8 protein-coding genes are annotated in these 13,700 nt (G+C 53.4%); all 8 read left to right on the top strand.

Going from position 1 to position 13,700, the window contains the following annotated elements:
- The first annotated feature begins 123 nt into the window (after positions 1–123).
- The 8 genes from lrp (at position 124) to KWG64_RS06845 (ending at position 13,699) form a co-directional block, all read left to right on the top strand.
- The gene (gene lrp / locus KWG64_RS06880; RefSeq protein ID WP_013574775.1) at positions 124–618 is read left to right on the top strand and encodes a leucine-responsive transcriptional regulator Lrp; all 495 of its coding nucleotides are present in this window, start codon (positions 124–126) and stop codon (positions 616–618) included.
- Between the two features lie 122 nt (positions 619–740).
- Positions 741–4,235, top strand: coding sequence for a DNA translocase FtsK 4TM domain-containing protein (locus KWG64_RS06875; protein WP_218521353.1), 3,495 nt, complete (start codon positions 741–743; stop codon positions 4,233–4,235).
- A 194-nt stretch (positions 4,236–4,429) separates the two neighbouring features.
- Entirely contained in the window at positions 4,430–5,041 is a 612-nt protein-coding gene (gene lolA / locus KWG64_RS06870) for an outer membrane lipoprotein chaperone LolA (RefSeq protein WP_195812809.1), read from the top strand.
- A gap of 7 nt (positions 5,042–5,048) precedes the next feature.
- Positions 5,049–6,392, top strand: a complete 1,344-nt coding sequence (locus KWG64_RS06865) for a replication-associated recombination protein A (protein WP_195812808.1) — start codon at positions 5,049–5,051, stop codon at positions 6,390–6,392.
- A gap of 107 nt (positions 6,393–6,499) precedes the next feature.
- Entirely contained in the window at positions 6,500–7,792 is a 1,293-nt protein-coding gene (gene serS, locus KWG64_RS06860; RefSeq protein WP_218521352.1) for a serine--tRNA ligase, read from the top strand.
- Positions 7,793–8,082: 290 nt separating this feature from the next.
- The gene (ynfE, locus tag KWG64_RS06855) at positions 8,083–10,539 is read left to right on the top strand and encodes a selenate/tellurate reductase subunit YnfE (protein ID WP_218521351.1); all 2,457 of its coding nucleotides are present in this window, start codon (positions 8,083–8,085) and stop codon (positions 10,537–10,539) included.
- An 83-nt stretch (positions 10,540–10,622) separates the two neighbouring features.
- Positions 10,623–13,070 carry a dimethylsulfoxide reductase subunit A gene (gene dmsA, locus KWG64_RS06850; protein ID WP_218521350.1) on the top strand — a complete coding sequence of 816 codons (2,448 nt, stop codon included), beginning with the start codon at positions 10,623–10,625 and terminating at the stop codon, positions 13,068–13,070.
- Between the two features lie 11 nt (positions 13,071–13,081).
- Positions 13,082–13,699: a DMSO/selenate family reductase complex B subunit gene (locus KWG64_RS06845; RefSeq protein WP_104921445.1), complete on the top strand. Its 618-nt coding sequence runs from the start codon at positions 13,082–13,084 to the stop codon at positions 13,697–13,699.
- Position 13,700 lies beyond the last annotated feature (1 nt).

The following is a 13,700-nucleotide window of genomic DNA, read 5'->3' as shown; positions in this document are numbered from 1 at the left end:
GATCAACACGGCTTTTGGATGCGTAAACCTTAATAATCGGGTCTTCGCTTGGGACAACCCTTAGACATTGAAGTTGGCTGGGGTATGGCAGGTGCAGGGAAGGACAGCAGAGAGACAATAATAATGGTAGACAACAAAAAACGTCCGGGAAAAGATCTCGACCGTATTGACCGTAACATCCTCAACGAATTGCAAAAGGATGGCCGGATTTCAAACGTCGAGCTTTCCAAACGTGTGGGATTATCTCCAACTCCATGTCTGGAGCGCGTTCGTCGTCTGGAACGTCAGGGCTTCATCAATGGTTATACCGCATTGCTCAACCCGCATTATCTGGATGCTTCGTTGCTGGTATTTGTTGAGATCACTCTCAACCGTGGCGCGCCAGATGTGTTTGAGCAGTTCAATGCGGCAGTACAAAAACTCGAAGATATTCAGGAGTGTCATTTGGTTTCTGGGGATTTCGACTACCTGTTGAAAACCCGCGTACCTGATATGTCGGCTTACCGTAAGTTGTTAGGTGAGACTTTGCTTCGTCTGCCGGGCGTTAACGACACCCGTACCTATGTGGTAATGGAAGAAGTGAAACAGACGAATCGCCTGGTCATTAAGACCCGGTAATTGTCAGGTGCAAAACCTTGCATTTTTAGCTACACTCCTGTGTATCTATACAGTTATGGCGCCGGGGTCAACTCTCGGCGCTGTTGCTTTTTCTCAGTTCACAGGAACCTGGAGAGCCTTTCTTGAGCCAGGAATACACAGAAGATAAAGAAGTTACCCTGAAAAGGCTGAGCAATGGTCGCCGTATTCTGGAGGCTTTGCTGGTCGTGGTAGCGATTTTTGCTGCTTATTTAATGGCAGCACTGGTGAGTTTTAACCCCTCTGATCCAAGCTGGTCGCAGACCGCGTGGCATGGGCCTATTCATAACTGGGGCGGTGGTGTGGGTGCCTGGATGGCCGACACGCTGTTCTTCATTTTTGGCGTATTTGGTTACGCTATTCCCCCTATTATCCTGTGTCTTTGCTGGGCGGCTTTCCGTCAGCGGGATAACCAGGATTTTGTCGATTATTTTGCACTGTCGCTGCGCCTCATCGGGACGCTGGCGCTTATTGTCACGTCCTGCGGTCTGGCATCCGTCAACGTCGATGACCTTTACTACTTCGCGTCGGGTGGTGTGATCGGCAGTTTGCTGAGCACAGCGATGACGCCGTACTTCAACAACGTCGGGGCAACACTGGTTCTGCTGTGCGTCTGGGCGGCCGGGCTGACGCTGTTCACCGGCTGGTCATGGCTGACGATCGCTGAAAAAATCGGCGGTGCAGTGCTTGGCGTCACTAATATCGTGACCAACCGTTCGCGTCGGGATGACGATTACGAATACGACGAGCAGGACGATCCGTTACTGGAAGAAGATGACGAAAAACCGGCAACGAAAGTGGCTCCTGCCGCGGTTGCTGCTACTGCGGCCGCCGCTGTGCCAGAGGCTGTCGCGGCTTCAGACGCTGACGAAGACGACGTTCTTTTCTCTGCGCCTTCCGTAACAGAACCCGCCGTACAAACGCCCCCGGTTGCGCCAGTAATTGCGGCCGAACCGGCTCCGGCTATGGCGGCAGAAACAGTGAATCCGTATGCGGCTGAACCACCGGTGGCAGAAATTGCTCCGTCTCCGCAAGCACCGCAACCTGCTGCTCCGCCGTTATACAACTTCGAAATTCCGGAAGAGACACCTGTGCCGCGTCACCCGCAGCCGGTACAACAATCACCTTCTCCGGCACCGGTTCAGCGCAGCGATGACGATGGCCCGAGTATGGGTAACTGGCAGACGGCGGTTGAGCATTCACGTTCTCCGTTTGATTTCAGCTCTGCGGCACCTGATGCGGCGCAAATTGCGAGCGTCGCGGCCACCGCAGCACTGGCAACCGGCCTTGCGCAGGCAGGGCAGTCGGCGGCAACTTCTGCCGGCAATACATTTATGCCAGCGTTCAGCGCCGTGAGTGATGAAAATCCTCAGGTGAAGAAAGGCTTCGGGCCGGAATTGCCGCGTCCGAATCCGGTGCGTATTCCAACGCGTCGCGAACTGGCTTCGTACGGGATTAAATTGCCGTCACAGCGCATCGCCGAACAGCAGGAAAATGCACAGGCTGCCGCACAAAAAGAGGCAGAACACGCTGACTGGCATAACGATCCTCTGGCGCAGGCTGATGAGGAGGCCCGACAGGAGGCGGCGTTACAGGAAGCTTTTGCGGCTCAGCAGCAGGAACGCTACGGTGAATCTGTCACCGAAGATGAGCCTGATGAAGAAGCAGCGTTGCAGGAAGCGGAATTACGCAACGCGTTTGCGGCGCGTGAAAATGCCCGTTATCAGCAGGACGTCGAACCTCAAAGTGGTCTGGTTCAGCATCATCACTCGCAGAGTCTGCCTCAGGAAGTGACAAACACTGCTGCGGATGATTTCGCTGCGGCTGCGATGAAACTGAGCCAGCACGATGCGTTCAGCTTCTCGCCAATGGCCGATCTGGTTGATGATACACCGTCAGAACCGTTATTCACGTTGCCAGCTCAGGCAGAAGAAGAACCACAGCCTGCGACGTTTGCACAACAACCGCCTTATCAGCGTCAGACCACTTCAGAACCGGTGCAGCATGCGCAGGAATACGAAGCGCCACGTCAGTCATCGCCGTCGGCACAGCCTGATATGGACAGCCTGATCCACCCGTTCCTGATGCGTAATGAGCAGCCGCTGGTCAAACCGACAACGCCGCTGCCATCTCTGGATCTGCTGACCTCGCCACCGGCGGAAGCAGAACCTGTTGACGAGTTCGCTCTTGAGCAGATGGGCAATCTGATTGAAGCGCGCCTGAACGATTACCGCATTAAAGCGGATGTCGTCGGGAAGTTGCCGGGACCGGTCATTACCCGTTTTGAGCTGGATCTTGCACCGGGCGTGAAAGCCGCGCGAATTTCTAACCTGTCGCGTGACCTTGCCCGTTCATTATCTGCCGTTGCCGTGCGTGTCGTGGAAGTGATCCCCGGCAAGCCGTACGTTGGTCTGGAATTGCCGAATAAAAAGCGCCAGACAGTGTATCTGCGAGAAGTGCTGGACTGCGCGAAATTCAAAGAAAGTACGTCTCCGCTGACGATCGTGCTGGGTAAAGACATTTCAGGCGAGCCTGTTATTGCCGATCTGGCGAAAATGCCGCACTTGCTGGTGGCCGGTACAACCGGTTCCGGTAAATCTGTGGGCGTTAACGCCATGATCCTCAGCATGTTGTATAAATCCAAGCCGGAAGATGTGCGCTTCATCATGATTGACCCGAAAATGCTCGAGTTATCAGTGTATGAAGGGATCCCGCACCTGCTGACCGAAGTGGTTACCGACATGAAAGATGCGGCCAATGCACTGCGCTGGTGTGTCGGTGAAATGGAACGTCGCTATAAGCTGATGTCCGCGCTGGGTGTACGTAATCTGGCGGGTTATAACGAACGTATTCTTGAAGCCGAAGCCATGGGCAGACCGATTCCGGATCCATTCTGGAAACCGGGCGACGGTATGGCTGCAGAACCGCCATATCTGCAAAAAGAGCCGTTTATTGTGGTGATGGTCGACGAATTTGCTGACCTGATGATGACCGTCGGTAAAAAAGTCGAAGAGCTGATTGCGCGTCTGGCACAGAAAGCCCGTGCGGCCGGTATCCACCTGGTGCTGGCAACGCAGCGTCCTTCCGTCGACGTCATTACCGGTCTGATTAAGGCAAACATCCCGACGCGTATTGCCTTCACGGTTTCGAGCAAAATTGACTCCCGCACCATCCTCGATCAGGGCGGCGCAGAATCGTTACTGGGTATGGGGGACATGTTGTATATGGCACCAAACTCGTCGATTCCGGTTCGTGTTCACGGCGCGTTTGTTCGTGATCAGGAAGTGCACGCGGTGGTTCAGGACTGGAAAGCCCGCGGTCGTCCTAAGTACATCGAAAGCATCGTTTCCGGTGGCGACGATGGCGAAGGCGGTGGTCTGGGGCTGGACGGTGATGAAGAACTCGATGCCCTGTTTGATCAGGCCGTTGCGTTCGTCGTCGACAAGCGTCGTGCTTCTATTTCAGGGGTTCAGCGTCAGTTCCGTATTGGGTATAACCGTGCGGCGCGAATCGTAGAACAGATGGAAGCGCAGGGTATTGTCAGTGCGCCGGGCCATAACGGTAACCGCGAAGTGCTGGCTCCGCCATCACACGAATAAATCATTGGGTTTTGCCGGGTTTTGTTAAGAAGGGTCGCGAATGCGGCCCTTATGCAAAGATGCGTAAAATGACTGCTTTTCAGATGATTGAGCTACCACCGGGGCGTTGCCTCGGATAGAGTTCGCACCATACGTCTTTTGTCTTTGTGAAAGGCATCGTCTGAAGTTTAAGGATTTTTGAGGTAATTATAAGAATGAAAAAATTGTTATTGGTAGGGTGTTTACTGACTGCATTTACCTCCGCTTCCGTTTTGGCGGATGCCAGTAGTGATCTCAAATCCCGCCTGGGTAAACTGAATACTTTCCACGCCAGCTTCACCCAGACTGTCACCAGTGATGACGGTTCTGCCGTTCAGCAGGGTGAAGGCGAACTGTGGGTCAAACGTCCAAACCTGTTTAACTGGCATATGACGACACCGGACGAAAGCATTCTGGTTTCTGATGGCAAAACACTGTGGTTCTACAACCCGTTTGTTGAGCAAGTCACTGCAACCTGGCTGAAAAATGCTACCGGCAACACGCCGTTCATGCTGATTACCCGCAACGACAGCAGCGACTGGTCGAAATATAACGTGAAACAGCAGGGTGATGACTTCCAACTGACGCCGAAAACGTCCACCGGAAATCTGAAAGAATTTGCTATCACCGTTACGCCAACAGGCACCATCAAAAGCTTTACTGCGGTTGAGCAGGATGGTCAAAAGAGCGCTTATACCCTGAAGGGTGAGCAAAATGCGTCGGTTGATGACGCGAAGTTTAAATTTACTCCGCCGAAAGGTGTGACGGTGGACGACCAGCGTCAGTGAGGTAAGCTTGAGTAATCTGTCACTCGATTTTTCCCAGAATGAATTCCAGCCACTGGCCGCCAGAATGCGGCCAGTAACACTTGCAGAATACATTGGTCAGCAGCATCTTCTCGCGCCGGGCAAGCCTTTGCCGCGTGCTATCGAGGCGGGTCAGCTGCACTCGATGATTTTGTGGGGGCCGCCGGGAACCGGAAAAACCACGCTGGCAGAACTCATTGGCCGCTATGCAAATGCCGATGTTGAGCGCATTTCAGCGGTCACCTCAGGGGTGAAAGATATCCGCGAGGCTATCGAGCGCGCCCGGCAAAATCGTGATGCCGGGCGTCGTACCATTCTGTTTGTTGATGAAGTCCACCGCTTCAACAAAAGTCAGCAGGATGCATTTCTGCCGCATATCGAAGACGGTACGATTACGTTTATTGGTGCTACAACAGAAAACCCGTCATTCGAACTCAATTCCGCCTTGTTATCCCGCGCCCGAGTTTATCTCCTCAAATCGCTGACAGCTGAAGATATCGAAAAAGTCATCGATCAGGCGCTGACAAACTCTGAGCGTGGCTACGCCAACGAAAAAATTCGTGTCCCGCCGGAAACGCGGCGCATGTTATCCGAACTGGTCAATGGCGATGCACGTCGTGCGCTGAACAGTATCGAAATGATGGCTGATATGGCGGAGATTGACGCCAAAGGCTATCGCACGCTGACGCCGGAACTGCTGACCGAGATTGCCGGTGAGCGCAGCGCGCGTTTCGATAACAAGGGTGACCGTTTCTACGATCTGATTTCTGCGTTGCATAAATCCGTGCGCGGCTCCTCGCCGGATGCGGCGCTGTACTGGTACGCACGCATTATCACCGCTGGTGGCGATCCGCTTTATGTCGCACGGCGTTTACTGGCGATTGCGTCTGAAGATGTCGGCAACGCAGATCCGCGTGGTATGCAGGTGGCGATTTCGGCCTGGGACTGCTTTACGCGCGTTGGCCCGGCGGAAGGCGAGCGTGCCATTGCGCAGGCCATTGTCTATCTGGCGTGTGCGCCGAAAAGTAACGCGGTCTATACCGCTTTTAAATCGGCAATGCGCGATGCGCGCGAAATGGCTGATTACGATGTACCGGAACATCTGCGTAATGCACCGACCAAACTGATGAAAGAAATGGGGTTGGGCGCGGAATACCGTTACGCGCATGATGAGCCTAATGCTTACGCCGCCGGTGAAGATTATTTCCCGCCAGAAATGGCCCGCACGCAGTATTATTACCCGACTTCACGGGGGCTCGAAGGCAAGATCGGCGAAAAGCTGGCATGGCTCGCTGAACAAGATCAAAATAGCCCGACAAAACGCTACCGCTAATTTTATCGTTGCGGTAAGGTTACCAGTGATAACTCTTTGACACGCTGCTATTTCAGGCAGCGTGCATCGTCAAATTAACATTCAATAACGACACGTACAGGATTAGCATGCTGGATCCCAATCTGCTGCGTAATGAGCTAGACGCAGTTGCAGAAAAACTCGCTCGCAGAGGTTTTAAACTCGATGTGGAAAAGCTGCGTTCTCAGGAAGAACGCCGCAAAGTCTTGCAGGTAGAAACGGAAACTCTCCAGGCTGAACGTAACGCACGATCGAAATCTATCGGTCAGGCAAAAGCCCGTGGCGAAGACATCGAACCCCTGCGTCTGGAAGTGAATACGCTGGGTGAGAAGCTGGACGCTGCGAAAGCTGAGCTGGAAGCATTGCAGAACGATATCCGCGATATCGCTTCCGCTATTCCAAACCTGCCAGATGATTCCGTACCTGCCGGTAAAGACGAGAACGATAATCAGGAAGTCAGCCGCTGGGGCACACCGCGCCAGTACGATTTCGCCGTCCGCGATCACGTATCGCTGGGTGAAATGGCAGGCGGTCTGGATTTCGCTGCCGCAGTGAAACTGACTGGCGCTCGTTTTGTGGTCATGAAAGGGCAAATCGCCCGCCTGCACCGCGCGCTGTCCCAGTTCATGCTGGACCTGCACACCGAGCAACACGGTTATCTGGAAGCCTACGTGCCGTATCTTGTTAACCACGAGACGCTGTACGGTACAGGCCAGTTGCCGAAGTTTGGCGAAGACCTGTTCCATACTAAGCCTTTGGATGAAGAAGCCGGCAGCAGCAACTATGCGCTGATCCCAACCGCAGAAGTGCCGCTGACGAATCTGGTTCGTGACGAAATTCTGGAAGAAGATTCTCTGCCACTGAAAATGACCGCACATACACCTTGCTTCCGTTCAGAAGCCGGTTCTTATGGTCGTGATACCCGTGGCCTGATTCGTATGCACCAGTTCGATAAAGTCGAAATGGTTCAGATTGTTCGTCCGGAAGATTCCATGCAGGCGCTGGAAGAACTGACCGGTCATGCGGAAAAAGTGCTTCAGTTACTGAATCTGCCATACCGTAAAATGTTGCTGTGTACCGGCGACATGGGCTTCGGTTCAAGCAAAACTTACGATCTGGAAGTGTGGCTGCCAGCGCAGGACACTTACCGCGAAATCTCATCATGTTCAAACATGTGGGATTTCCAGGCGCGTCGTATGCAGGCTCGCTTCCGCAATAAAACCGACAAAAAACCACGTCTCGTTCATACCCTGAACGGCTCGGGTCTGGCAGTCGGTCGTACGCTGGTGGCTGTGCTGGAAAACTATCAGCAAGCCGATGGCCGCATTGAAGTACCGGAAGTATTACGTCCTTACATGGGCGGTTTAGAATATATCGGCTAACCCCGTTATGTTCTGAATAATATAGCGATAAAGCGCCTTCGGGCGCTTTTTTTATGCCGAAAATAGTGCGTTACGTTAAATATCCGGCAATTTGCCTGAGCCAACCCGACGTTTTTTGATAGCAGACAAAGTTTATTAACCCTTAATAAGTAATATCCCCGCTATCTGAGTGGGTACTTTTCTAATCTGAGAATATAAACTTCACGACCCGCTCATTTTCTTGCCAGGATTTTAGACGCCGGATTTTATAACCGGTGCGCTATGGCGAGGCAACTTAGCGGAGCGCGAAAATGTCGGTAATCAAATCAGATAAGATCACGGAAAAGAACGGTATCAGCCGCCGTACGCTGATGAAAACATCTACGCTGGCCGGATTAGCCATCGCGGCGGGGGGCGTTTCACTTCCTTTCAGCCGCAAGGTCTTAGCCGACGTGACCGGTGGTAAAGCTGTTTCAACACCCGAAGATAAAGTGGTATGGGGCGCGTGCTCAGTTAACTGCGGCAGCCGGTGTGCGCTGCGTCTTCATGTCCGTGATGACGAAGTTTACTGGGTCGAAACTGACAATACCGGCAACGATATTTACGGTGACCATCAGGTTCGGGCCTGTCTGCGCGGGCGTTCGATCCGCCGCCGTATGAATCATCCTGAACGCCTGAATTATCCGATGAAACGCGTCGGTAAGCGCGGTGAAGGGAAATTCAAACGCATCAGCTGGGAAGAAGCCTTCGACGAAATTGCCAATAACCTGAAGCGAATTGTCGCCAAATACGGCAATGAAGCGGTGTATATCAATTACACTTCCGGCGTTGTGGGCGGCAATATTACCCGCTCATCACCTTACGCCTCGCTGGTCGCTCGTCTGATGAACTGCTACGGCGGTTTCCTCAGCCATTACGGGACTTACAGCACCGCGCAAATTGCCTGCGCCATGCCTTACACCTATGGCAGTAACGACGGTAACAGCACGTCCGACATCGAAAACAGCAAACTGGTGGTACTGTTCGGCAATAATCCGGCAGAAACACGCATGAGCGGCGGCGGGATTACCTACTATCTCGAGCAGGCGCGTCAGCGCTCAAACGCCAGAATGATTGTGATCGACCCGCGTTATACCGACACCGCAGCAGGGCGTGAAGATGAATGGATCCCGATCCGTCCCGGAACCGACGCTGCTCTGGTCGCCGGTCTTGCGTATGTGCTGATCACCGAAAATAGGGTCGATCAGGCTTTCCTTGATTCGTATTGCGTAGGTTACGACGAAAAAACCTTACCGGCAGACGCCCCCGCCAACAGCCATTACAAAGCTTATATTCTCGGGCAGGGCGCGGACGGCACGGCTAAAACGCCGGAATGGGCTTCACGCATCACTGGCATACCGGCAGACAAAATCGTGAAACTGGCGAGGGAAATTGGTCAGGCTAAACCGGCCTATATTTCTCAGGGCTGGGGGCCACAACGTCAGGCCAACGGTGAACTGACGTCACGCGCGATCGCCATGCTGCCGATTCTGACCGGTAACGTTGGGATTAACGGCGGTAACAGCGGGGCGCGGGAATCCACGTATACCATCACCATTGAACGTATGCCGGTGCTGGACAATCCGGTTCAGACGCAAATTTCCTGTTTCAGCTGGACCGATGCGATTGCGCGTGGCCCGGAAATGACGGCGAAAGCAGACGGCGTTCGCGGTAAAGATAAGCTGGACGTGCCGATCAAGTTCATCTGGAACTATGCCGGTAATACCATTACCAATCAGCATTCAGACATCAATAAAACCCACGATATTTTGCAGGATGATTCGCAGTGCGAAATGATCGTCGTGCTCGAAAACTTCATGACCTCCTCGGCCAGATACGCCGATATCCTGCTTCCGGATTTAATGACCGTAGAGCAGGAAGACATCATTCCTAACGATTATGCGGGGAATATGGGGTATCTGATTTTCATTCAACCTGCGACATCCGCTAAGTTTGAACGAAAAGGTATCTACGAAATGATGAGCGAAGTCGCGCGGCGGCTTGGCCCGGATGTTTATCAGAAATTCACGGAAGGCCGTACACAACGGCAGTGGTTGCAGGCGCTCTACGCGAAAATGCTGGCAAAAGATCCGGCATTACCGGCCTATGAAGAACTGCGTGAAATGGGAATTTATAAACGTAAGGATCCGGCTGGGCATTTCGTTGCCTACAAAAAATTCCGTCAGGATCCTCAGGCTAATCCGCTGAAAACCCCCTCCGGAAAAATCGAAATTTACTCTTCTGCGCTGGCAAAAATTGCCGGTGAATGGGAGCTGCAAAAAGACGAAACCATCAGCCCGTTACCGGTTTATGCCTCAACTTTCGAAGGCTGGGATGACCCGAAGCGCAGCCAGTTTCCGCTACAGATGTTCGGTTTCCATTACAAAGCGCGTACCCATTCAACGTACGGCAATATTGATGTCTTGCAGGCCGCGTGCCGCCAGGAAGTCTGGATCAATCCGATGGATGCGCAAACCCGTGGCATCCAAAACGGCGACAAAGTGAAAGTTTTCAATGACCGTGGCGAAGTCCGGGTGGCCGCAAAAGTCACGCCCCGCATCATGCCCGGCGTTGTTGCTATGGGACAGGGCGCATGGCATCAGGCCAATATGAGTGGTGATCGTATTGACCATGGTGCCTGCATGAACACGCTGACAACTCAGCGGCCTTCGCCTCTCGCGAAGGGGAATCCTCAACATACCAATCTGATTCAAATAGAAAAAGTCTAAAGAAGCGACGGACAAAGAGCCTGGCTCAGTGACACGGTTGTTAAATTTTCGCCCCTTAAAACGGTGCGTAAGCGGAGTAAGTAATGTCGGAACAAAACACAACTAAATCCGGTTCAGGTAGCGGGATCAGCCGCCGCGAACTGGTCAAAGGAACTACGCTGGCCGGGATGGCCGCCGCAGTAGGGGGAATATCGCTGCCGTTCAAATCTGTGCGGGCAGATTCAGCCCCCGCGACGACAAAAACGGCCGAAGAGAAAATCGTCTGGAGTGCGTGCACGGTCAACTGCGGCAGCCGTTGTCCGCTCAGAATGCACGTGGTGGATGACGAAATACGTTACATCGAAACTGACAATACCGGCGACGATGATTATGAGACGCTGCATCAGGTACGGGCCTGTTTACGCGGGCGTTCAATGCGCCGTCGTGTTTACAATCCTGACCGCCTGAAATACCCGATGAAGCGCGTCGGCAAACGCGGTGAAGGCAAATTTAAGCCAATCAGCTGGGATGAAGCGTTCGACACGCTGGCCGGCAGCCTGAAAGACATTATTCAGCGTTTTGGCAATGAAGCGATTTATCTGAACTACGGCACCGGCACGCTGGGCGGCACTATGACGCGTTCATGGCCGCCGGGTAAAACCCTGATTGCGCGCCTGATGAACTGCTGCGGCGGTTATCTCAATCATTACGGCGATTACAGCTCTGCACAGATTGCCGCGGGTCTGAATTATACCTACGGCGGCTGGGCGGACGGCAACAGCCCTTCAGATATTGAAAACAGTAAGCTGGTGGTGCTGTTCGGGAATAATCCGGGCGAAACCCGCATGAGCGGCGGTGGCGTGACGTATTACCTTGAGCAGGCCCGCCAGAAGTCCAACGCCCGCATGATTATTGTCGATCCACGTTATACCGATACCGGTGCGGGTCGTGAAGATGAATGGGTGCCAATTCGCCCGGGTACCGACGGGGCGCTGGCGGCTGCGCTGGCTCACGTGATGATTACCGAAAATCTGGTCGATCAGCCGTTCCTCGATAAATATTGCGTCGGTTACGATGAGAAAACCTTACCGGCCGGTGTCCCGCAGAATGCGCATTATAAAGCCTATATTCTCGGCGATGGTCCGGATGGTATTGCGAAAACGCCTGCGTGGGCAGCAAAAATTGCCGGCATTTCTGTCGATAAAATCGTGAAGCTGGGACGTGAAATTGGTCAGGCAAAACCGGCCTTTATCACTCAGGGATGGGGGCCGCAGCGCCATGCAAACGGCGAAATTGCTACCCGTGCCATTGCGATGCTGGCGATTCTGACCGGCAACGTGGGCGTTCACGGCGGTAATTCCGGTGCGCGCGAAGGTTCGTACGAAATCCCGTTTGTACGTATGCCGACGTTTGAAAATCCAATTCAGACCAGCATTTCCATGTTCCTCTGGACCGACGCTATCGTCCGCGGCCCGGAAATGACGGCCACCAAAGACGGTGTTCGTGGTAAGGCCAAACTGGATATGCCGATCAAGTTTATCTGGAACTATGCCGGTAACTGTCTGATCAATCAGCATTCTGATATCAACCGTACGCATGACATTCTGCAGGACGATACGCAGTGCGAAATGATCGTGGTGATTGATAACCACATGACGTCGTCAGCGAAATATGCCGACATTATTTTGCCGGACTGTACGGCGTCGGAGCAGATGGATTTTTGCCTGGATGCTTCCTGCGGCAACATGGACTACATCATTTTTGCCGACCAGGCGATCAAGCCACGTTTCCAGTGCAAAAATATTTATGAAATGACCTCTGAACTGGCGCGCCGTATGGGCGTTGAGCAGAAGTTTACGGAAGGGCGCACGCAGGAAGAGTGGATGCGTCATCTGTATCAGCAATCCCGCGAAGCACTGCCGGAACTGCCGGATTTCGACACATTCCGTAAACAGGGCATGTTCAAGAAACGCGATCCTGAACAGCATCACGTGGCGTATAAAGCGTTCCGTGAAGATCCTGTTGCCAATCCGCTGGATACGCCTTCCGGCAAAATCGAAATCTACTCGGCAGAGCTGGCAAAAATTGCCGCCGAATGGGAACTCGCCAAAGAAGATGTGATTGACCCGCTGCCGGTTTATGCCGCCGGTTTTGAGAACTATGACGACCCGCTGGCCAGCAAATATCCCCTGCAACTGACCGGTTTCCATTACAAAGCACGTACCCATTCAACCTACGGCAACGTCGACGTACTCAAAGCTGCCTGTCGTCAGGAAATGTGGATCAACCCGATGGATGCTTCACTGCGGGGTATCGCGAACGGCGACATGATCCGCATTTACAACGATCGCGGTGAAGTCCGCATTGCCGCCAAAGTGACGCCACGCATGATGCCGGGCGTTGTCGCGCTCAGCGAAGGTGCCTGGTATTCCCCCGACAGTAAAAAGATCGACCGCGCGGGCAGCATCAACGTACTGACGTCTCAAAGGCCTTCACCGCTGGCGAAAGGTAACCCCTCTCACACCAACCTTGTGCAAGTGGCTAAGGTTTAATGGAGCAAAACATGACAACTCAATATGGATTTTATATTGATTCAAGCCGCTGCACAGGATGCAAAACCTGCGAGCTGGCCTGTAAGGATTTCAAAAATCTGACGCCTGACGTCAGTTTCCGCCGGGTATACGAATATGCCGGTGGCGACTGGCAGCAGGACGGCGATGGCTGGCATCAGAACGTCTTCGCCTATTATCTGTCGATTTCCTGCAACCACTGCGCGGACCCGGCCTGCACGAAAGTTTGCCCGAGCGGCGCCATGCATAAACGGGAAGACGGTTTCGTCGTGGTCAATGAAGACGTGTGCATCGGTTGCCGTTACTGCCATATGGCGTGTCCGTACGGTGCGCCGCAGTACAACGAAGCCAAAGGTCATATGACGAAATGCGACGGCTGCTACGAGCGGATCGCGGAAGGCAAGAAGCCTATTTGCGTTGAATCCTGCCCGCTGCGCGCGCTGGATATGGCACCGATCGAAGAGCTGCGTGCCAAATACGGCGAACTGGCTGAAGTCGCGCCTTTGCCCGCTGCACATTTTACTCACCCTAATATCGTCATCAAACCCAATGCGAATTGCCGTCCTGTAGGCGATACCACGGGTTATCTGGCTAACCCGAAGGAGGTTTGAG

It is taken from the genome of Rahnella sp. PD12R, from assembly GCF_019200965.1.
GTDB lineage: Bacteria > Pseudomonadota > Gammaproteobacteria > Enterobacterales > Enterobacteriaceae > Rahnella > Rahnella laticis.
Note: the sequence above shows the minus strand (reverse complement) of the source record. Positions and strands in the feature narration are given on the sequence as shown.

What these genes read in the sequence shown, in the direction of transcription:
- lolA (WP_195812809.1), top strand. Translation starts at nt 4,430, where the DNA reads ATGAAAAAATTGTTATTGGTAGGGTGTTTACTGACTGCATTTACCTCC.
- KWG64_RS06845 (WP_104921445.1), top strand. Translation starts at nt 13,082, where the DNA reads ATGACAACTCAATATGGATTTTATATTGATTCAAGCCGCTGCACAGGA.
- dmsA (WP_218521350.1), top strand. Translation starts at nt 10,623, where the DNA reads ATGTCGGAACAAAACACAACTAAATCCGGTTCAGGTAGCGGGATCAGC.
- ynfE (WP_218521351.1), top strand. Translation starts at nt 8,083, where the DNA reads ATGTCGGTAATCAAATCAGATAAGATCACGGAAAAGAACGGTATCAGC.
- lrp (WP_013574775.1), top strand. Translation starts at nt 124, where the DNA reads ATGGTAGACAACAAAAAACGTCCGGGAAAAGATCTCGACCGTATTGAC.
- serS (WP_218521352.1), top strand. Translation starts at nt 6,500, where the DNA reads ATGCTGGATCCCAATCTGCTGCGTAATGAGCTAGACGCAGTTGCAGAA.